We start from the raw sequence: 23,320 nt of genomic DNA, 5'->3' as shown, positions 1-23,320 counted from the left end.
CTTAATTAAAAATTAAGCCTTTTATATATTGTCTACTTCTTTTTAGATACTTCTTGTATAAACTTTTCTATGTTAAAATCTTCATTATTAATTATTTTTAAAGTTTTATTTATATTTTTTCTTATATCTTCGTAATCCTCATTATATTTTATATTAGGGGATTTTTTATATACATCATACATTAGTTTAAATATATTTTTATCATTAAAAAAGTCTTCTTTTTTATTTAGACTTTTTGATTTGTAAACATTCATATTAAAAGGTAGTATTTTTTCATTTTTAAACATTTTTTCCTGAAATTGTTCATTTTCTATCATAAACTTCAAAAATGTTCTTGAAGCTTTATTATTCCTCCCTTTAAAAACTAAAACACTATATCCTTTTCTGCTTACATTTCTATTTCCTGCTAGAATAAATCCAGGTATCTTTTTTATTTCATACTGCCCTTTCATGCTAGGTAGCTTTTCCATAATGTTATATACATCTGTAGCTGTACATATAGTGGACACAACTTCTTCGCTCTTTAAAGCCTCTACTAAGGAGTTATTTTCTTCTCTATAAATTATTTGATTTTTATTAAAAATATTTATTAGCTCAACAGCTCTTATAGCTTCTCCACTAACTATAGTTTTATTTTCCTTTTCATCTTTATATCCTCTTCCTAGCTGATTTAAAAATATATCATATAAATCTATATTATTGTAATTATGCATGAACTTATAATTCTTATTTAATTTTTTATTTATATATCTACTATTTTCTACATAATCATGCCAAGTTTTTATATCTTCTATATTTATATTACACTTTTCATATACATCTTTTCTATATATCATTAAGTAAGGATTACTACTTAAATCTATTCCATGAATACCTTTGTCTGAAGATACAGCTTCTAAATTTGAATCTTTAAAGTTTTTTCTATACTTTGATAAAAGCTCTTCTAGATTTAAAAAGTCGTCTTTAAATTTATTTATAAAATATTTTGCATGCTCACTTTTTACAATTATAATATCTGTTTCTTTTTTCCCTTTTGATATATCTTTTTCTAAACTTATATTAACCTTAACATTTGGATAATACTTGTTAAATTCTTCAGTATATTGATTCATATAAGGTATCAATTCCCTAGGAACTGATATAGATAGATCTCCTCTAGAATTTTTGTCTAAAGTACTAATATTATCTTTATTTTTACATGCAATTAAATTAAAAATTATTAGTATTATTATAATTGATAAAACACTATATTTTTTCATATTTATGTACCTCATAAAATAATCACCACTCAATATTTTAATATAATTATTTTAATCATAGTTTAATAAAATCATATTGTCAAAATATATTAAAAAGCTGCTATAATTTTAGCAGCTTTTTAATATATTTTTAAATCAACCCTTTGACATAGAATAATTTCCGGTAGAGTTAAATTCCTCAGCCCACTCCTTTTCTGCATAAGGTTTAAATTCCTTTGAAAGTTTATCTAAAGTCTTTTTGAATTCTTCATCATATAACATCATTTCTGCACCCTTATCTGTAGGTTTTGCTCCAATTTTGCTAATTATATCTCTAACTACTTCTGGATTGTCTATCATCATACATGGTAGTAATAGATTGTCATTATATGGTTGTCTCTTTATTAATTCCTTAAAAAATGGTCCCTTAAAAACTTCTATTAAAGGCTTGTCTTTTAAATTATCTGTGGCAAAATGCGAAAATATACAAGGCTCAACGTCTTCTTTTGAATTTATATGACAATAGTATTTACCTGCTATACACCCTCCTACATAAGGTGCATCATTGAAAAAGTCAATAGCAAAGTAAGGCTTAGTACTCCTTACTTCCCTTACCCTTCTACCTAAATTGAGCCTTTGCTCTGGTGTTAACATAAGGTCAAAATTAGGCTCTTCACCTACTGGCATAAATATAAAGTACCAACTCATTTTAGATCCTTTTTCTATAAGCATATCAATAAATTTATCCGAAGATACAATATCAATATTAGAACTTCCTACTGCACTAGAAACTCCAAATAGTATTCCTCTTTCTTTTAGCATATCCATGCTTTTCATTACTTTTTTAAATACACCTTTACCTCTTCTTTCATCTGTTTCTTTTTCAAAGCCCTCAAGAGAAAACATAGGAATTACATTGCCTAACTTTTGAAGCTTATCTGCTAACTTATTGTCAAACAAAGTTCCATTGGTAAATGGCATAAATATAGCATCATTGTACTTTTTATATATTTTTAGTAAATCTCTATAGAAAAATGGTTCACCACCTAAAATAACAAAATAATAAATCCCAATATCAATAGCTTCTCCTATAATTCTATCTAACTCTTCATAGGTTATATCATCTTCTTTGCTATAACTTGACGCATAACATCCTGTACATCTTAAATTACATCTCATAGAAGGACTTATTAAAATCACAAAGGGTGTTTTTATACCCTCTTCATTTAAAAGCTTAGCTCTTTTAGGCATTCCTGACCAGACAGCATTTCCAAAAAAATTTGTAAATAGTTTGTTTAGACAATTCTTATCAGTAGTTTTTAATATGTTATTAATATATTGATTAATAGATGGTATGTCATTATAGTACTTATAAATAGTATTAATCCTTCGTAGATTTTCTTCATCTTTTCTAGCTATTTTTCTAGCTATATCAACCACTTTATCTACATTTTTTTCAGGATTCTTATTTAATAGTTCAACAGCATTACCAATTAGAGTATCTCTTATTCCTTTTTCTATGGATTTCTTAATACTCATACTTACCCCTCCAAATTAAATATATCCTAGGAATGGTTTTTATTTACTATATATATATATATATATATTATTATAAAAAAGAAAGACCTTAATATATTAGGAGTATCTAAGGACTTTCTTTATATACTAAGTAAATTTATTAAATTCCTTGGAACATTTTAACTCATCAACTAAATGCTTTATCTCCTGGTCTTTATTTTTATCCATTATAAGCATTACATCTCCTGAATCTACTATTATCAAATCATTTATTCCAAATCCTATAATTAACTTCTCTTTACTAAAAACTATACAGTTATTACTTTGTTCCAAGAAAGTATTTCCTTCTACATTATTTCCCCGGAAATTTTTTAAGAATCTGGATAGCGACATAAAACTACCTATATCATCCCATGTAAACTCACATTTTATAACATAAGCTTTTCTAGTTTTTTGCATAATTCCAAAATCTACAGAAATTCCATCTATTAGATTATATTCTTGTCTTATAACCTCCTCTTCTTCTTCTGTACCTAGACTAGAATATATATTCATCATACTCTTATACATCTTTGGTAAATATTTTTCCATTTCTCTCAAATATATATCGGCTCTCCAAACAAACATTCCACTATTCCAAAGGTAATTACCTTTCATTATTAAATCCTTTGCAACTTCTACATTTGGTTTTTCTACAAATCTTTCTACTTTATAGGTAGCAATACTTCCCTGTACTCTCTCTCCTGCTTCAATATATCCATATCCAGTTTCTGGTCTTATGGGCTTAACTCCAACTGTTACTAACCCCCTTTTTTTTTCTACTGTTTCTACTGCTTGTTTCATAGTATCTATAAAGACTTTTTCATCTTGAATATGATGATCTGAAGGAAGAACCATCATCACAGCATCTTTATCTTTTTTAAGTAATTTAACTGCAGAAAGACCTATGCAAGTTGCTGTTTCCTTATTCTCTGGTTCTAAGAATATATTCTCTTTATTTAATTCAGGTAATTCTTCATATATTTTTTCTAGATAAACTTCATTTGTAACTATATATATATTCTCCATATTTACTAAAGTCTTTATTCTATCTACTGTACTTTTTAAGAAGCTTTTATTATTAATTATTTTTAAAAATTGTTTAGGTTTATCTTCCCTTGAAAGAGGATATAATCTTGTTCCTTTTCCTCCTGCTAAAATTAGTGCATATAACAAAAAAACATCACTCCGAATTATTAGTCATAAAATATATTATGAAGTAATAACCGGAGTGGTGATTACTTTTTTAAATTTAAACTGCTTTAAGTCCTTTATTTTTTATTAATATTTTTTCTTTAAAACTATCATTGGGTAATATACCTAATGAATTTAATTTTAAAAATAAATCAAGCATAGCCTTTTCAGGACTTCTATAGAAATCTAAATCTCTTATTTTAATTATATTCCATCCCATATTCTTTAATTTTAGCTCTAATTTGTATTCTTCTCTTATTTCTTTAATATTCTTTTCTTCACTTCCATGAAGCCTACACTTTATAGCGGCTTTATTATTATACCCCTCTACTATAAAGTCCAATTTAAACCCATATATATCTGAACTAGGATATATTTCATAACCTTTAGTATTTATTATATTATATATTTCTTTTTGTAAAGACCCTTTTACCATGTATTCTAATTTATTATTATTCTCATTATATTTTTTATAGTTATTGCAATACTCCAATAGTTCATATCTTATACAATCTTTATTTAAATCTTTAAGGTCAACAGAATGAAATATCCACATTTGATTTTTGGCTCTAGTTGCTGCTACATTAAATCTTTTTATATCTGCTTCCTTAGTAAGTGAGGCAAATTTTATATTGTTTCCAATAACCATAGATAGAAATATAATATCCCTTTCATCACCTTGGAAAGAGTATGCATCTCCGCAAATTATCTTTCTCTTTATCATTTCTTGTATTCCTATTCTTTCCTTTAAAAGTTCCTGAATGTATTCTCCTTGACTTTCCCCTAGTAAAGATATAACCCCCATTGTCATTCCACTGTATCTTTTATCATTACAACATTGATATATTTTATCTGCTATACATATTGCCTCTTCTCTATTGACGCTCTTTTTTTCATCTCTTTTTCCATTATCTACTTTAATCGTTTTTATAGGAGTTAATAATCTTTCTGCTTTTTTTGCATGCCTTAATATTTTTATTTCATTAAAATAACATAGTTTATTACTAAATCCTATTATTTCCGGTACAGATCTAAAATGTTCCTTTAATGTAATTCTATCTGGAAATACCCTTAGAGCTGTATCATAAAGACTTGTTTGAAGATCAAACCATTCTCTATGAGGAATATTCTTTAAGTGCATATTAGCTAAATTCTTTACTTCTTCAAAGTTTACTCCAACAGCTTGGGGGCTTATCTGCTGTTCATCCCCAACTATTATAGCTTTTTTTCCTCTCATTAAAGCACATAAAGAAAATATATTACTTTGACTACTTTCATCACATATTACTACATCAAATTTGCTATTTGAAACATTTATATTTTCTACCACATTATCCACAGGCATTATCCAAATAGGTATAATGCTTTTACATTTCTCCATTTCTTGCTGTGCTAACTTTACATATTCATCTGTATATTTTCCCTTTCCCTTACCTATTCTTTTGACTGCACTTAACCAGCTCATTAAACTTCTCTTTTCTCCTTCTGATACTTTCATTATTTGATTGTACCAAGTCTTCTTATATATTATATTTTTAATTATTTCTCTTTCTTTATCTTTTTCATATTCTAACAATTCTTCAGTTTTATCTTCATCCACTTCTCTTATTTTCTTTAACAGACAATCCCACTTTCTCCATCTCCAAGCTCTATTCCAGTTTTTAAAGGATTTATACTCTCCTCTTTCAATTCTATTATATGTTCTTGGACATGTAACTTTTAATTTATTAGATATTATATCCATTTCAGCTATTTTTCTTTTTAAAATCTTTAGATTTTTAAGTTCTTCATAACTCTTTTTCAATTCACATATATTCAATTCATCTATAGCCTTTACCATATTATGAAAATCCTTTTTTTGTGATAAGAACGTAGTTATTGTTTTTAGATAGGTTTTAGCTTGTCTATATTGATTTATTTCCTCTATAGAATCTATACACTCTTCTAAATAAATAAGTGTATTTTTTTCAGTCCATTTTAAATTTTTAGGATATTTTATGTTTCCCAGATACTTGGTTATAGACATCTTCACTTTTTCATTCCAATTAACTATTGCTTCGATATTCTTCATATAGTTTTCTATAATTAAAATATTATTTACATTATATTCTTTTACTAAAAGTTCATCATACATATTCATCGTATTATTCCATAAGCTTATCATATTTTTAACTATAGTTTTTTGCTCTAAATATAATTTTATTATAATTGCTAATTCTATTGAATCTATAGGTTTACAATCCACTAGACATTCATTCATTATATATGAACAGTTCTTATTTAAAAATAAAAAACTCTTTCTTACTTTATTTTTCTTGCTTATTTCCTCGTATATTTTGTCAAAATCCTCTTCGAATTTGTGTGAATCTATATCTTTAGGTATAAATATGCTATGATTATTTAGCTCTTTTTTTATAATGGATAAACGCTTTACATACCTTTTCCAGTTTAATATCATAGATGAAATTGAAACTTTCAAAATATCACTGTGAAAATAATCATCCATAACTTTTAAAAATTTCAACTTTTCTACACCTTCAATTAATTCTATTCCTTCTTTAACAACTTCTTTTACCTTACTGTATTGAAATCCTTCGTCACTATATATATTCCAACCATCTACTTTATCTAAATTGTATTCATATTTACCTTTTAAGTTTAAAAATTCTTTTATTACATAAGCTAATTCTTTATATGATGGTATTTTATCTAATAACATTCCTACATCTTTTATTCTTTCTAATTCTTCTTTATTTATTGTTTCTTTATATTCTATCAGTTTTTTAAATTCTTTGTCTGATATAGGTGATTTATTGTTTAAATATATATCATCTTCTATCCATGAAAATTCTTTCTCATTTTCTCTTAGCCAAACTGCTATATCAACAACTTCAAAATTTTCCCCACAATAGTTAATATTCATATTTTCTTTTTTATTTATATCTATTAACTTTTCAAAATATGTATTTTGATTCATTCTACATATTTCTAATTCTTGTTTTAATTTAGTTAATTCCTCACTTAATATTCTAGGATTTAAAGCCAAATTATCTACTATCTTTCTAACAGATTCTTCTAACTCCTTTATAGATTTTGTATCACTACCATTTAAACTAATGCAAAGTGCTCTAATTTCCTCTGGTATTTTATCCATTAAAACTTTCAGAGCTTTTCCTCTTTCACTGGTAACTAATACTCGTTTACCATGAGCAAGCAAATGACATATTAAATTAGCGATAGTATGACTTTTCCCTGTTCCCGGTGGACCTTGTACAACTACACCAAATTCTTTGGATACCTTTTTTATTATTTCTTCTTGTTCTCCATTTATGGGTAAAGGAAATAATAATTCTTTCCCAACTTCCTCCCATTCTTCTATGGTGTTTTTATCTTCATATAATCTTTCATTAGTAGTTAGAGCTTGTATACTTTTAGGTATTTCTATACCATTGTCTACTTCACATATTATATTTTTTATATCCTCTTTCCATAAATTTGTATTGGTTTTTCTAACTATAATAAAATTATCTTTTATTATTCTAGGTTCTTCTAAGTTAGAGTTAACAGTATCTTTTTTATATAGGCTACTTAATATTTCGTCAAAATATAGCTCTATGCTTTCATAATCTAATGGATTTATCTTTTCTTCTTCAATATTATTTTTTATGTTTAATAAATTATTATAATCATTTACAGAGACTCCTTGTAAAAAATGTATATCCAAATTTATTTTATCTTTTAATTTGATGTAAAATTTACTATCCTCAGTATTATAATCTAAACTAACTCCTGTGATAAACAATGGGTGATATATTTCTTCTTTTTCAGGTTTCCACTTTAATATTCCAGTTCCAAATAAAACCTCTATTTTTTCTTCTTTTTCAAGATTTTGATATAAATCAAATATAAAATTATATTCTCTATCACTTTCTTTATCTATACTTATCCACCAATCATCTTTTATATTATTGTTTTTTCTACATCCCTTTACATTCACCAAGCTATCTACTGTAAAAGCCTTTTCATAGTCTTTAATGTTTCTTATTATTTTTTCATTTAATGATTTTAAATAAAAAAGATATTCGAATATATTCTTAACATTTTCTCTTATATCCATGCATATCCCCCTAATTTAGTAATTTAAATCAAAATTACTAATATATTATGTTTGTGTTAAATTATACCATTTATTGTTTTTCTTTTCAAAGTTTTCGTATAACATTATTTTCTTTTACATGACATAAAAAAAACACAGCTTTTGCCGTGTTTTTTCATCTTGTTATAGTTCTTAACAAATTCTTGTTACTTTTTACAAGAATCTCTTTCTATAAGATTATAATTTAATACATAATGTTCCTTTTCTAATGGCTCTTTGTTTATAGTTTTTATAAGCATTCTCATTCCTACAGATCCCATATCATACATAGGTTGAGATATAGTTGTAAGTTTAGGATAAAAAATAGATGCTGAATATATATTATTAAAACCAATTACATCTACATCTTCAGGTACATTTATCCCCTTATCTCTTAGGGCATTTATAGCTCCCATAGCAATTTCATCATTAGCACAGAACACACTATCTATGGATTCTTCTTTAAGTATCTTTTCCATAGCTTCATATCCATCTCCTGCTTTCAATCCAGACCTATAAATTAAACACTCTTTTATTTCTATGTTATTTTCTTCTAGACATTTTTTATATCCTTTATATCTAAGTGCAACAGCATTGTTTTTCTCATCTTTAGGTCCTATATAGGCAATCTTTTTATTTCCTTTATTTATTAGATATTTAACTGCTTCATATGCAGCTTTTTTGTTATCTATACTTACACTTGGAAATTCTTTATTTTCATCTGTTGTTTCCACCAACACTGTAGGAATTCTTAATTCTTTTATTAATTCTACAGTTTCATTTTCTAAAGAATTACTCATATAAAGAACTCCATCTGTCATTTTTTCTTTTAAAACTCTTAAATATTCTTTTTCTTTTTCTGTATCTAAATCTGTATTACATAACATTATATTATATTCATATATATTAGCTACATCTTCAGCTCCTCTTACTATCTCAGGATAAAATTGATTAGAAATATCCGGCACTATTATTCCTATTGTACTTGTTCGTTGAGTTTTAAGACTTCTTGCCACTATATTAGGTCTATAACCTAATTTTTTTATTGCATCTAAAACTTTCTTTTTAGTATCTTCATTAACTACATCTATATCATTTAATACTCTGGATACTGTAGCTATAGATACTCCAGCTTCTTTTGCTACATCTTTTATTGATGCTGGCATATTATCAACTCCTAATACAGTTTTTCTTTTATTTTCTATTTAAACTACATTCTTTTCTAATTATATTTTACGATATAGCCTAAAAAATAGCAAACCTTTTCAGCATTTTAAATTATTTATAAAGTAGACTTCTACTTATATAAATAATTTAAATAAAGGACATTAAATATATCTAATGTCCTTTAAATATTATTATTTTATAGCTTCTACTTCTATTTTGAAATCTTCTCCATTTATTTTACAATCAACATATTCTCTCTCTTCGTTATATATAACTTCTTCTGCAATAGTTTCTTTTCTTATAATATCCTCAAATTTTTCTACAACACTTTCTAACATCCTATTTCCAGATACGTATAGTTTAATTCTATCTGCAACTTCAAACTCTTTTTCTTTTCTCATATTTTGTATCTTGCTTAAAATTTCTCTTAATTGTCCTTCTTCTTTTAATTCGTCAGTTATAGTTGTATTTAGAACTACACCAATATTACCTTCACCTGCAAAAGCAAATCCTTCTAGCCCTTTCATTGTTACAAGTAGATTTTCTTCATTTAATTCTATTTCATTTCCATCTATATTTATAATAACTTTTTCTCCTTGTTTTATCTTTTGAGCTAATTTCATTTGATCCATGGAAGTAATTTCTTTTCTTATTTGAGGAATATATCTTCCATAAGCTTTACCCAGCACTGGTAGGTTTGGTTTTATATTAAATTCAACATAACTAGATAAGTCTGCTCCAAATATAATATCCTTTATATTTAACTCATCTTTTATAATACGTCCATAATATTCTGGAAGTGTCTTAATGCTTACTAACATAGAAGATAATGGCTGTCTGTTCTTTATATTAACAGAATTTCTTGCGCTTCTTCCAAGTTTAACTATTTTATAAGCTTCATCCATTTCTCTTTCTAATTCTTTTTGAATTAGGTTTTCGTCATATTTAGGCCAATTACATAGATGTATGCTTTCTAAAGCATTTTTATCTAATCCTCTAACTAAATTATTATAAATTTCTTCTGTTATAAATGGTACAAATGGAGCTGCTATTAAACTTACTGTAGTTAAAACTTTATATAATGTAACATATGCTCCTATTTTATCTTCTCTTAATTCTTCACTCCAAAATCTGGATCTATTTCTTCGTACATACCAGTTTGAAAGTTCATCGACAAAATCTTCTATGGCCAATGCAGCTTGAGTTATTCTATAACTATCCATATGATCTTCAACATCTTTTATAAGTGAATTTAATTTTGAAACAATCCACTTATCCATTACATTTTCACTTACAAAATCTTTGTATTCTAATGGATTAAATTTATCTATATCAGCATAAAGTACATAGAAAGAATATACATTCCATAAAGTACTTAAAAACTTTCTTTGAGTTTCTTCTACATCCTCAGGCGAAAATCTTGTAGGTAGCCATGGTGCACTTGCAGTATAAAAATGCCATCTGGAAGCATCTGCTCCAGCACTATCTAAAACATCAAATGGATCAACAACATTTCCCTTTGATTTTGACATTTTTAGCCCATGTTTATCTAAAACGTGTCCTAATACAATACAATTTTCAAACGGATTTGTATCAAATATTGCTGTTGATATTGCTGTTAATGTATAAAACCATCCTCTTGTTTGGTCTACTGCTTCTGATATAAATTGTGCTGGGAAAGTTTTTTCAAATACCTCTTTATTTTCAAAAGGATAGTGATGTTGAGCAAAAGGCATGGATCCTGAGTCAAACCAACAATCTATAACTTCTCTTGTTCTTTTCATTTCTTTTCCACATTTAGAACATTTCAATTTAACTTTATCTATATATGGTTTATGAAGTTCTATATCTTCTGGTACATCTATTCCTTTTTCCTTTAGTTCCGAAATACTTCCTATACATTCTCTATGACCACATTCACATTCCCAAATAGGTAATGGTGTTCCCCAATATCTATCTCTTGAAATACCCCAGTCAATTACATTTTCCAAGAACTTTCCAAATCTTCCTGTTCTGATGTTGTCTGGATACCAATTAACTTTATTATTATTTTCTAATAACTTATCTCTTAGTGAAGTCATTCTTACAAACCAACTATCTGTTGGATAATATAAAAGTGCAGTATCACATCTCCAGCAATGTGGATAAGAGTGAGTAAACTTTTCTGATTTATACAGTATTCCCTTCTCATCCATATACTCTATAATTTTAGAGTCTGCTTTCTTAACAGGCATTCCTTTCCAAGGTTCTACACAATCTATAAACTTACCTTCTTTATCTACAAGATTTATCATAGGAAGACCATGTTTCTTACAAACAATATTATCATCCTCACCATATGCTGGTGCTGTGTGAACTATACCTGTACCATCAGATAAAGTTACAAAATCACCATGAATTACTCTAAAAGCTTCTTCTTCTGGAGTATAGAATGGTAATAATTGTTCATATTGAAGGCCTAATATATCTTCTCCCTTAAATTCTTTTATTATTTCATATTCTCCGTCTATTACACTATCTACTAATTCTTTTGCAAGAATTAAAACTTCATCATTATTTTTTACTTCTACATAATCAAAATTTTTATTGATAGCTAAAGCTACGTTACTTGGCAAAGTCCAAGGAGTTGTTGTCCATGCAAGTATATATTTATTTTCTTCTCCTTTTACTTTAAATTTTACAAATGCAGTAGCTTCTTTTACATCTTTATATCCTTGTGCAACTTCATGAGATGAGAGTGCTGTTCCACACCTTGGACAATATGGTATAACTTTATGTCCCTTGTATAAAAGTTCTTTATTCCAAAGTTGCTTTAATGCCCACCATACTGACTCTATATAATCATTATGATAAGTAACATATGGATTTTCCATATCCACCCAAAATGCTAATTTTTCTGACATGTCTTTCCACATGCTAGAATATGTAAATACAGAATCCTTACATTCTTTTATAAACTCTTCTACTCCAAACTTTTCTATCTCTTCTTTCCCTGAAATTCCTAACTTCTTTTCTATTTCAAGTTCTACTGGAAGACCATGTGTATCCCAACCAGCTTTTCTTAAAACTTTGTAACCTTTCATTACCTTGTATCTTGGGATTAAATCCTTTATAACCCTTGTAAGAACATGACCTACATGGGGTTTACCATTAGCTGTTGGTGGCCCATCATAAAAAGTAAAATATTCTCCCTCTTCGTTTAAAGCAAAACTTTTATCTACTATGTTATTTTTGTTCCAAAAATCTAATACTTCTCTTTCCATTTGTACAAAACTTTTTGAACCGTCTATCTTTTTATACATTTTACAACTCCCTCCTAAAACTATTCTTGTCATATACTTATTATAATAGTCAGTAAATTTACATAAAAACTATTTTCTCATAATATAAAAGACTTCGTCCAAATAGGACGAAGTCTATCTTCGCTATACCACCTATAAAAATAGTGTAACTTTCTCAAACACAAACATGTTCTATCCTTTAACGCAGGATTACGGATATACTTACTAAAATTTCAGCAATCTACTCCAAGGCGATTTTCCTTAAGATTCCACCTGTGAAATTTCACCAAACTTTCACTCTCTACAAGGGTTATTTTAAGTACTCTTCCTTTTCATAGCATTTAAATAAAATTATTATTAAAATCTATTAAAATACATTATATTATATGGTTTATTTCTTGTCAATTTAATTTAATAATCCTAAAGATTTTAAAATTCCATTTGCTATTGATTGTGCACATTTATCTTGGAATTCTTCATTGTTTAAATTTTGTTCTCCTTCGGTATTACTAATAAACTCTAATTCTGCCAATATTGCTGGGCAATTACTGTTTCTTATAACATAAAAATTAGCTGTTTTAGTGCCCCTATTTATTGTTCCTAAATTTTTAATTAATTCATTTTGAACATTAGTAGCTAATTTTTGTCCTAACACACTTCCTCTACTATAGTAAGTCTCTGTGCCCTTTGCAGAAGGTATATTATTTGCTGAATTACAATGTATGGAAACAAAATAATTTGGATTCATACTGTTTGCTATTTCTGTTCTCTTTTTTAAATCTAATCCTTCAGAAGATGGCCATGATACTTTATCACTAGTTCTAGTATATACTACTTTAACATCTTTATTTTCTAAAATCTTACCTGTTTTTTGTGCTACTTTTAAAGCTATATCCTTTTCTTTTATCCCTGTAGGACCTACTGCTCCAGAATCATAACCTCCATGTCCTGGATCTATACAAACTATATGTTTACCATTTCCTTTATTTGTAACAAGCAATGTTAAAATAACTTCTTTTGGATATCCCTCTACTTTTCCTTTATATGCATATGTACCTACTTTACTTGTATCTACAATTGTGCTATTCCAAATTATACTTTCTTCTTTAGATTCACCTTGAATGGTTTTAACATTAACTTTTGAAGGTAAATTATATTTTTCACCTTCAGATACACTCTTTATTATATCCTCTACTGAAGCTATAGTTATATTATTCCCTCCATTACTGCTTCCTTTTGCATAATCTATAATTCCATCTGCTATAGCTTTTCCTAATTTCTCTTGCATGCTTGAATCATTTAATTTTTTCTCATCTTCTGGGTTATTTATAAATCCTAAAAAGATTTTTACTATTGGTTCGTCAACTGCATATATTTCTTTGAAATTCCCAGTTTTTACACCCCTATTTCTCATACCAGTATAATATGATAATTTCCCTTGAATTTTATCTGCTAAATTTTTCCCGTTAATGTCTCCTTCTTTATAAAAAGTTTCTATTCCTGTAGCATCACTATTAGCTGCTATATTACAGTGTATACTTACTATAGCATCTACAGGTGTTACATCTATAACTTGAAACCTAGATTTTAAATCATTTTCTTCATATTTAATATTGTCATCTTTTCTTGTATAAACTACTTTCATGCCTGTATTCTCTAAAATAGATCCTGCTTTTAATGCTACATCTAAATTTATATCTTTTTCTAATGATCCACTTGAACCTACATTACCTTTGTCGCTGCCACCACGCCCTGCATCCAAACATACAACCAAATTATCTCCATTTACTGGTGGTACTACTCCATTGTTTTTTATAATAAATTTCATTTTTACATTTGTAGCCATGCTTCTTCCAGAAAGCCTCTGAATTCCTTTATTAGCAATAAGAAAATAAGTTTTTCCATACTCATAGCTTGATTTAGGTGATACATATATAGACTTTTTATCAGCCCCAACTTCTAAATTAGTTTGTACCCTTTTCCCCTTTTCATCTGTTACATATATTGTATCATTATTTACTGTACTGATTTTCAAAATATCATTAAATTTTATAATCCATTTTTTATTTTGCTCTACATTTTGCTTAGTTGGAATAATCTTAAAATCATCCGCTGCCTTTACTTTACATACTATTGGTAATAGCAATAAAAATAGAAACATAATACTAAACGTTATTGCATTTTTATATTTTTTCATGAAAACACCCCATTCTAAAAATATTTATTTTTTCGTTTATAAATTTCATATTTATTAAAACAATCTTTTAATGCAACTATTAGTGCCTTTTGAGAAGTTCCTAAAAATCTTTCGTTTATCTCTAGTATTATTTTATTTAAATCTTCCACTAAGTTTTTATCTACTAAAATAGTTTTTATAAAATCATTAGTTATATCGCTTATTGCATTACAAGTTACATCTACAATAATATCTGTATTTCTATCTAATATAAGTCCTATAAAGAAAGAATTATACATTTTAGTTATAGGATCCGTATTATTAGATTTCGACATACCAGTTACATATATGGTGTTTTTATCATAAATCATTTTTTTCTCTCCATTCTTTATGAAATAATAGTGAATACTATTCTATAACTAAATTATACAATAATTTCACTTTAATTTATACTTTATTGAAACAAAAAAGGAATTATTTCACTTTGAAAATTAATTTCTAAAGTGAAGTAATTCCTTTTTAAAAGATTTCTACTTTAATATTATTTCATCAGGTTCTTCTAATTTAAGCATGTTCATTATAATTCTATATTTTTCTTTATCTCCCGTAGTAAAAATCTTAAAAAATTTATTATTATTATCTTCTCTAAGTAAATTCATTTCCTCTAAATATTCTTTTACAGCAATAACATGTTGATGTGCTGGATTTAAAAAGTTTATATCTGGATAACACTCATCAAAAAAGTGCTTAATTATAGGGTAGTGAGTACATCCCAATATTATTGTATCTACATTCTCTCTTGATTTAATATCTTCTATATGAACCTTTATAATATCTTTAACTTCCTTTTCATTTATTTCTCCACTATCTACTATTGCTGCAAGTTCTGGTGATCCCTTCCCAATAACCTTTACATCTCCTAACATTTCATCATAGTATTTGGTACTTATGGTAAAGCTTGTTGCAATTAACCCAACCTTATGTTTCTTCTGAATATTCTTTATATTGTTTACTATAGGATCTATTACTTTTATTATCTTAACATCATAATCTCCACTTATCTTGTCTATAATAGTTGAAATGGTATTACAAGCAACAGCTATTACTTTAACATTTTGCGATACTAAAAATTCTATCATATTTCTAGTAAACTGTATAATTTCTTCCTGTGTCTTATTTCCATAAGGAACATTTTTATTATCACCAAAGTAGTATATATTTTCATTCGGTAATAATTCTTGAAGTTCCTTTACTGTTGTAAGTCCTCCTACTCCTGAATCTAAAACTCCTATAACACTGTCCTTTGTAATCATAAGCATCAACCCCCTCAAAAAATAAAGCCAGATTATTGTTTTTACAACAAAAATCCGGCTTCTTTACATTTATGTATATAAGTTTCAGCTTTCGCTAACTTACATACAAACATAAGAACGTACACTATTTATCTTTTGAGAATATTATAACAAAAGATTTTAGTTATGTCAATTGGTTTTAGTTGTGCATATCTTTAGACTTATTCTTATTGCTAAATATACTTTTATTCATGTTTAACATGCTCTAGTCCAGACTTAAATAGTTCACTTATATGTTTGTCATCTAAAGAGTAAAAGACTGTTTTTCCCTCTCTTCTAAACTTGACTAATCTAGCTGCTTTTAAAGTTCTTAGTTGATGTGAAATAGAAGATTGACTCATGTTTAATACCTCGGCAATATCACAAACACAAAGTTCTTTATTAAATAAAGCATATATTATTCTTATTCTAGTGTAGTCACCTAAAACCTTAAATAAACCCGATAGTTTCATAAAAGTTTCTTCATCTAACATGTTTCTCTTTACACATTCTACACAATCTTCATGAATAGTACAGCATTCACAAACTTCTATTCCATCTAAATTTTTCATCACTTCACCTCAATATGAATGTTTTAATTAATTTTATTATATATATCAATATATTTTTATTCAACTTTTTATACAATATATAATATAATTTTTTTAGCTATGAGACTTTTTTGCACATCTATTATTCTTTGATTGGATGAACCTTTATATTTTAGCTTAGGTTTATTTTTATCCTTTTGAAAAGTTCCATCAACTAATATATCTATATTTTCAATTAAATTTTTCCATCCATTTATTTTATTCATATTATCAAGTATATATTCAAACTCATATCCTGTGTAACACCATATATTGAGATTCTCTTTTTTTATCATTGAAGCTAATCTAGCTAAATTTTCCGCTTGTTCTAATGGCTCCCCCCCAGAAAAAGTAACTCCTCTTATAATGGGAATATTTCCTTTCACTCTGTCCATTATTTCATCTATCTTTACTCTATCACCATATTTAAAATCCTGCATGATGAGATTATGGCAACCCTTACATTTATGATTACAGCCTGATAAAAATAATACTGATCTTAAGCCTTTACCATTTGCTAGTGAATTATCTAAAAAACCTGCAACTTGAAGATAGTTCATTTTCTTACCTCATTTCATAAAATGCTTTACCATTTGTATGTGATAATCTATCTTTTCTTTCCCCTGCTTTTCCAACTCCAAATCTTTCATCTAAGCTTAAATATCCTGTAACTCTTGATACTCCTTGTATATTTTTACTTCCGCATTGAAAACAACTTGACTCATGGTTATCTATATAAGTACCACAATTTTTACAATATTTTATATGAAAGTTTATTCCTAAATAATTAATATTAGTTTGACTATAGGCATAATCTATTATATCCATTATTATATCATCTGTTGGATAATCGTCTAGTTCTATATAGGAAATATGACCTCCATTACAAATGGAATGATACGGAGCTTCTATGTCTATTTTCGCCTTTATTGATATTTGATATCCTACTGGTATATGAAAACTATTAGTATAGTACTCCTTATCTGTTACACCTTTAATTTCACCAAATATTTTCTTATCCTGCACTATAAACTTTCCGCTTAATCCTTCTGCTGGTGTTGCATAGCAAGACCAATTTAACTTTGTCTCTTCTGTGATTTTATCAGTAAATTCCCTTATATGCTTTATTATTTTTAGTCCTAGTTCTCTAGCTTTTTCTGACTCTCCATGATGCTTACCTATTAATGCCTTAAGAGTTTCAGCTAATCCTATAAATCCTATACCCCAAGTCCCTTGCCTTAAAATAGGTTCTATGCTATCTTCTGGCTGTAAATTCTCTGATCCCTTCATTAAATTTTGTCCTGCAACAAAAGGTAAATCTTTAATTCTTAGTCTTTTTAATATTTCATATCTATGTAGTAATGCTTCCTTTACCATGTCTAGCCTATTATCTAATAATTCAAAGAATTTATTTATATCTCCTTTGGATATAATACCCAACCTTGGTAAATTAATTGTAGTTGGCGCTATATTTCCCCTTCCTTTAACATCAGGTTCTCCGTTTATGTTAGATTGTACTCTAGTCCTACATCCCATGGTAGCAGGTAAGTATCCTTTATTATAATATTCCAAATTAAAATCTGCATCAATATTCATGAAAGTAGGATTCATTCTTTTACTAGCAACTCTACAAGCTAATTTAAATAAATTGTAGTATGGATCTGATGGTTTCTTATTTACTCCATCCTTTACTCTAAATATTATATTAGGAAATATTGGCTGTTCTCCTTTACCTAATCCTTTTTCATATTCTATTAGGAATAACTCACAAACTAAAGCTGCATCCTCTGACATTGGTATTCCTATATTTATTGAGCTAAAAGGCACTTGTGAACCAGCTCTTGAATGCATAGTATTAAGATTATATACTATCCCTTGCATTGCTTGACTTATACTTTTTCTTAATCTTCTCTCACATATCTCTTCAATTTTTTGTTCTTCTAACCCGATCTCTCTTAATCCTTCTTTTATCTCTTTTCTTGTGGACTCAACAAAGTATCCCATATCATTATCAAAGTCTGGATGAGATTGTCCACCAAACATATCATTTTGAGTTGATTGTAATAATATACATGATAATTCACAAGCAGATTCTATTCTTTTAGGAGGTCTTATAAATCCGTATCCTGTGTTAAACCCTTTGGACAAAATTTCTTTAGTAGGTATATGTAAACAATTCACTGTTAGGTTATAGCTATCTAAATCATGATAATATATATCTCCATTTTCATGAGCTTTAGCTAGATGTTTAGGCATATTAAACAAGTTATGCCATTTATTAGATTCGCTAGCTATTCTTAATAATTTTGACGAGAAGTTATTACCAACATTAGCATTATCTCTATCTGTCTCAATTCCTATTTTTTCTATAGCTTTCATTAAATCTGACTTTATCTCTCTTATTCTAGTTCTTTCCTGTCTATAATTGGCATAGGCTCTTCCTATGTTTTTATAGTTATTTTCCATTAAAGTTCTTTCAACTAAATTTTGAATCTCTTCAACTGTAATTTCATCTTTAACTGATTTTTCTAACACTTTTATTACATTTTGAGTTAAGTTCATAAATTCGCTCTCTTTTAACTCAAAGCCTATTTCTTCTGAAGCTCTTTTAATTGCATTAGCTATCTTTATAGAATTAAAAGAAGCCCTTCTCCCATCTCTTTTTACAACATATAGCATATATGTTTCCTCCTAACTACAATATATTGTATATACTTTGGTAATTATACTATGTGAATATCATAAAATCAACTTACAAAATTACATATTATATGTGTTAAATCTATTTAATATAACTTATCTTTTCATTCATCTTTTTCTTATACCTATACCAGAGTTGAACTTTTTTGAAAGTATACTTTTATATACTATTCTATAAATATATATAAATTTTTTTAAATCAAGACATAAAAAAGGCACTTACTAAAATAAGTACCTAAATTACTATAAGATTTAATCTTCAATTATTATCTTTAGTTAATATTATTCAATATATTCCATAACCACCCAAATTTTTGGGCGTAGCCTTCTGCGATGATTTTACAAATGTAGATTTGATAATACTAAAAAAAGGTAAATTTCAATTTACTATTTTAGATAATATTACATTGGTTAATTTGTTGTGTTTAATCTCATATGATTTATGGACAAACTACTTATTTTCTGATATTATTATGTCTCTTTTAAAATAATTTTCTCAATTAAAAAGGGGGTTTTATTTATGTTAAATTTAAGAAATAAGCACTATGCATATTTTTTATTAATAACAACTTTGGCGATTTGTGTAAGAATATGGTTTATCATTAATATCCCATGTGAACCATTGTCTGATTTTACTATATATCAACAAATTGCGACTAACATTTTTATGAAAAATGGTCATACATATCTTGGAAGGCCTATAGCATTTCAAGGAATGGGTTATCCTATGCTTCTAGGATATTTTTATAGATTTATAGGATCTAATAATATATTTCTAGGTAAAATATTAAATGTTATGCTATCATCTTTAAATTTGATAGTTATTTTTCTTATTTTATTGAAACTATGTAAAAACAAATTTTCCTTATACTTATCATATACAGCAATAGCATTTATTCCTAACTATATTGCATATAATAATGTCTTAGGCTCCGAAGTATTGCTAACTTGCATACTTTCTATTATTATTTATTTGCAAATATGTAATTTTAATTATTATATTAAGTATATTAGTATAGGAATTTTAATTGGTTTAGCTGCATTAACTAAACCGTTCTTTCTAGTTTATCCACTTATAATAGCTTTAACCGAGTGGTTAAAAAACAAAAATTTAAAGAAATCACTTAAACTTATTATTATAACTTATATATTTTTATGCATAACCATTTCTCCATGGACATATAGAAATTACAAAAAATTTAATATGTTTATACCTGTATCTTACAATGGAGGATATGTATTGTTTATCAATAATAATGATAATAATACTACAGGAGCTTGGATGCCAGTATCTGCTGTAGATGTATCTGATGAAGTAAAATCTCAATTTCTAGAACTTGGCTTTAAATATAGAACTCCTTTAGAAGATGAAAAAAGCCAAATCTTTCTAACCCCTAAACTAGATAAGATTTTTAAACAAGAGGCAATAAAGTGGATATTAAATCATCCATTAAAATTTAGTCATCTTGGTATAACCAGGGTGAATAATACATTTTTTAATGGATGTGGAGATATATATGAATGGGCAATGAATAGTCCAAAAGAAAATAATTTTTCTAAGCTATTAAAAAATGATTTTCTTTATTGGATTTTTAATAAATATATTTATATTTTAAGTTTTTCTGGTTTTATATATATATTATTTAATTTAAAAAATATATTTGTATGCTTATTTAAAAAAACAATTACAATGGAATATAAAAAATCTATATTATTTTTTAATATTATATTTTTTATATTAATAAGTTTTGCTTTTGAGGGACAACAAAGATATAATTTTCCTGTACTATTTCTATTTTCAATATGCTTAACAGAATATATAACAAAAATAATTACTTCACTATTTCATTTGCAATAATTATGGACATATACTATAATTAACTTGTATAACTTAATAAATGTAGTGCTAGGGGTGCTATATAAGAGCTGAGAAATGAATTATTTATGATCAATTCATTAACCCTTGTACCTGAACTAGATAATTCTAGCGTAGGGAAGCCTTTTATAGATATAGCCTATTATATAGTATTCCTTCAGGAATGCTTTTTTTTATTTATACCCTTCAAGCACAAAATAGGAGGTATTATTAAATGAATTTATTATCTTTAGGCAAAAACTTTTTAGAAATAGTTAATCATCCTAACTCTATGTTAACATTACTGGGTATAATGTTGATTGTAATAGTTTTATTAAAATCTAAAAAAATAAAACTAACTCCATCATTAATTTCTAGCATAGGACTAGCTTTAGCTTTAGCTATTATATTAGATATGTTTAAGCTTACTAAGCTTCCAAACGGAGGTTCAGTTACTCTAGGTGCAATGGTTCCTATTATATTAATATCACTTTTATATGGACCTGAAGTAGGTTTTTTAACTGGTTTTTTATGTGGTCTTATAAAACTGATACTAGGACCATATATACTTCATCCACTTCAAGTTTTATTTGACTATCCATTACCTTTTATGGCTCTTGGATTAGCAGGATATTTTAGAAATAATAAGATTCTAGCAACTATAGTAGCCATATTCGGAAGATTTGTTTTCCACTTTATTGCAGGAGTGATTTTCTGGGGAAGTACAGCACCTGAAACTATGTCTCCTTATTTGTATTCATTAATCTATAATGGATCATTTTTATCTGTAAATGCTCTTATATGCGTTGTAATACTATACATGCTACCTGTTGAAAACCTATATAAAATTATAAATAGAAAATCTCATTATAACGTTTCATAAAATATTAAAGGTGCCTTTAAGTTAAGGCACCTTTAAATTTTCTACTCTTCTACGGAAATAGCAGCTGTAGGGCAACTAGCCTCTGCTTCTTTGGAAAGATCCTCTGATCCTTTTGGAACATCTTCTGTTATTGCTTTAGCTTTCCCATCATCATCCATTTCAAATACCTCTGAAGCTACTGACGGACATAACCCACATCCTATACAGGCTTCTTTATCTACATATGCTTTCATTTGTATTTCCTCCTTGATAAATATTTTCCTTATTATTTTTACCTTGTTTCGTTTATTTATAACTGTATTTAAAAAATAACAAAGTTGGTAAATAATTTTCACCAACTTTGTTATACTTTATTTTATTTGATTCATGAAACCTTTTAATAGTTCATCATACTCTTCACAACTTGCAATGTAATTTTCTACATTACCTTTTTCCATGTTTTCTGTTAAATCTAGATTTACAGGAAGTTCTGATATTAAAGGTACTTCTAAATATTCAGCTTGTTCTTTAGCAGTTTTTTTACTAAATAAATTTATTTTCTCCCCGCAACTGCATTTCACATAAGACATATTTTCTACTACACCTAAAACGTTTATATTTAATTTTTCCGCCATTATAATTACTTTTTTAACTATCATAGAAACCATATCTTGTGCTGTTGAAACAACTACCATACCTTCCACAGGCATACTTTGCATAATTGTAAGTGCTACATCTCCTGTTCCTGGTGGCATATCTATAAGAAGATAATCAAGTTCACCCCAGTCTGTATCTGTGTACATTTGAGTAAGCACTCCAGTAACAACTGGTCCTCTCCATATAACTGGTTCCTCTTCATGTTCAGTTAATAAATTAAGAGACATAACCTTTATACCTGATGATGTTTCTACCGGTAAAAATTTAACCTCTTCTCTAGTTCTACCTTCCATAGCATATGCTCTTTCTTCATTTATGCCAAAAAATCTAGGCATTGATGGTCCTGTTATATCAGCATCTAATACCCCAACTTTATATCCAGCTTTTTTAAGCTTTGTAGCAAGTATTCCGGTTACTGTAGATTTACCTACGCCACCTTTACCACTTATAACTCCAATTATGTGTTTTATATTTCCGTATTTAGGTACTACTTTTGAACAGGCTTCTTTATTTTCGCCGCACTTTCCTTTACTTGGACAACTATCACAATTACTCATTAAAAATCCTCCTTTGCTTA

The 23,320-nt window shown here is 27.4% G+C and carries 16 protein-coding genes, 1 riboswitch and 1 other annotated feature; of the genes, 2 read left to right on the top strand and 14 right to left on the bottom strand.

Annotated elements, in window-relative coordinates; translation table 11 throughout:
• Positions 1 to 32: 32 nt before the first annotated feature.
• The 12 genes from B5D21_RS11545 to B5D21_RS11490 all read right to left on the bottom strand — a co-directional run bounded on the left by B5D21_RS11545 (position 33) and on the right by B5D21_RS11490 (position 19,348).
• Positions 33 to 1,259: an ABC transporter substrate-binding protein gene (locus tag B5D21_RS11545; protein WP_035110922.1), complete on the bottom strand. Its 1,227-nt coding sequence runs from the start codon at positions 1,257 to 1,259 to the stop codon at positions 33 to 35.
• A 135-nt stretch (positions 1,260 to 1,394) separates the two neighbouring features.
• Positions 1,395 to 2,777 (bottom strand): radical SAM protein, encoded by a 1,383-nt coding sequence (locus tag B5D21_RS11540; RefSeq protein WP_011098577.1) that lies wholly within the window; start codon positions 2,775 to 2,777, stop codon positions 1,395 to 1,397.
• A gap of 126 nt (positions 2,778 to 2,903) precedes the next feature.
• Positions 2,904 to 3,971 carry a mannose-1-phosphate guanylyltransferase gene (locus B5D21_RS11535; protein ID WP_011098576.1) on the bottom strand — a complete coding sequence of 356 codons (1,068 nt, stop codon included), beginning with the start codon at positions 3,969 to 3,971 and terminating at the stop codon, positions 2,904 to 2,906.
• Between the two features lie 76 nt (positions 3,972 to 4,047).
• The gene (locus B5D21_RS11530) at positions 4,048 to 8,106 is read right to left on the bottom strand and encodes an AAA domain-containing protein (RefSeq protein WP_011098575.1); all 4,059 of its coding nucleotides are present in this window, start codon (positions 8,104 to 8,106) and stop codon (positions 4,048 to 4,050) included.
• A 185-nt stretch (positions 8,107 to 8,291) separates the two neighbouring features.
• The gene (locus B5D21_RS11525; protein WP_011098574.1) at positions 8,292 to 9,290 is read right to left on the bottom strand and encodes a LacI family DNA-binding transcriptional regulator; all 999 of its coding nucleotides are present in this window, start codon (positions 9,288 to 9,290) and stop codon (positions 8,292 to 8,294) included.
• Between the two features lie 192 nt (positions 9,291 to 9,482).
• Positions 9,483 to 12,593 (bottom strand): isoleucine--tRNA ligase, encoded by a 3,111-nt coding sequence (gene ileS / locus B5D21_RS11520; RefSeq protein WP_035110918.1) that lies wholly within the window; start codon positions 12,591 to 12,593, stop codon positions 9,483 to 9,485.
• A gap of 100 nt (positions 12,594 to 12,693) precedes the next feature.
• Positions 12,694 to 12,917: a binding site (T-box leader), on the bottom strand.
• 61 nt (positions 12,918 to 12,978) lie between these two features.
• Complete coding sequence (locus tag B5D21_RS11515) at positions 12,979 to 14,769, bottom strand: N-acetylmuramoyl-L-alanine amidase (RefSeq protein WP_011098572.1); 1,791 nt, start codon at positions 14,767 to 14,769, stop codon at positions 12,979 to 12,981.
• 14 nt (positions 14,770 to 14,783) lie between these two features.
• Positions 14,784 to 15,119 carry a DUF3870 domain-containing protein gene (locus B5D21_RS11510; protein WP_052040423.1) on the bottom strand — a complete coding sequence of 112 codons (336 nt, stop codon included), beginning with the start codon at positions 15,117 to 15,119 and terminating at the stop codon, positions 14,784 to 14,786.
• A gap of 159 nt (positions 15,120 to 15,278) precedes the next feature.
• Positions 15,279 to 16,061, bottom strand: coding sequence for a glutamate racemase (gene murI, locus B5D21_RS11505; protein WP_035110917.1), 783 nt, complete (start codon positions 16,059 to 16,061; stop codon positions 15,279 to 15,281).
• A gap of 224 nt (positions 16,062 to 16,285) precedes the next feature.
• A complete protein-coding gene (locus B5D21_RS11500; protein WP_023437087.1) occupies positions 16,286 to 16,651 on the bottom strand; it encodes an ArsR/SmtB family transcription factor in 366 nt (121 codons plus the stop codon).
• Between the two features lie 68 nt (positions 16,652 to 16,719).
• Positions 16,720 to 17,229 carry an anaerobic ribonucleoside-triphosphate reductase activating protein gene (gene nrdG, locus B5D21_RS11495; RefSeq protein WP_011098570.1) on the bottom strand — a complete coding sequence of 170 codons (510 nt, stop codon included), beginning with the start codon at positions 17,227 to 17,229 and terminating at the stop codon, positions 16,720 to 16,722.
• Between the two features lie 4 nt (positions 17,230 to 17,233).
• Positions 17,234 to 19,348, bottom strand: coding sequence for an anaerobic ribonucleoside triphosphate reductase (locus B5D21_RS11490; protein ID WP_011098569.1), 2,115 nt, complete (start codon positions 19,346 to 19,348; stop codon positions 17,234 to 17,236).
• Between the two features lie 541 nt (positions 19,349 to 19,889).
• Between B5D21_RS11490 and B5D21_RS11485 the strand changes: the two genes are divergently transcribed.
• A complete protein-coding gene (locus tag B5D21_RS11485; RefSeq protein WP_011098568.1) occupies positions 19,890 to 21,227 on the top strand; it encodes a membrane protein in 1,338 nt (445 codons plus the stop codon).
• A gap of 40 nt (positions 21,228 to 21,267) precedes the next feature.
• Positions 21,268 to 21,382: riboswitch (TPP riboswitch) on the top strand.
• A 77-nt stretch (positions 21,383 to 21,459) separates the two neighbouring features.
• Positions 21,460 to 22,107, top strand: a complete 648-nt coding sequence (thiT, locus tag B5D21_RS11480; RefSeq protein ID WP_011098567.1) for an energy-coupled thiamine transporter ThiT — start codon at positions 21,460 to 21,462, stop codon at positions 22,105 to 22,107.
• Between the two features lie 41 nt (positions 22,108 to 22,148).
• Here the strand turns inward: thiT and B5D21_RS11475 are convergent, their stop codons facing one another.
• Both B5D21_RS11475 and B5D21_RS11470 read right to left on the bottom strand, forming a co-directional pair.
• The gene (locus tag B5D21_RS11475) at positions 22,149 to 22,340 is read right to left on the bottom strand and encodes a ferredoxin (RefSeq protein ID WP_023437083.1); all 192 of its coding nucleotides are present in this window, start codon (positions 22,338 to 22,340) and stop codon (positions 22,149 to 22,151) included.
• A gap of 117 nt (positions 22,341 to 22,457) precedes the next feature.
• Positions 22,458 to 23,300 (bottom strand): Mrp/NBP35 family ATP-binding protein, encoded by an 843-nt coding sequence (locus B5D21_RS11470; RefSeq protein ID WP_011098566.1) that lies wholly within the window; start codon positions 23,298 to 23,300, stop codon positions 22,458 to 22,460.
• Positions 23,301 to 23,320 lie beyond the last annotated feature (20 nt).

Source organism: Clostridium tetani (assembly GCF_900167265.1).
GTDB lineage: Bacteria > Bacillota > Clostridia > Clostridiales > Clostridiaceae > Clostridium_G > Clostridium_G tetani.
Note: the sequence above shows the minus strand (reverse complement) of the source record. Positions and strands in the feature narration are given on the sequence as shown.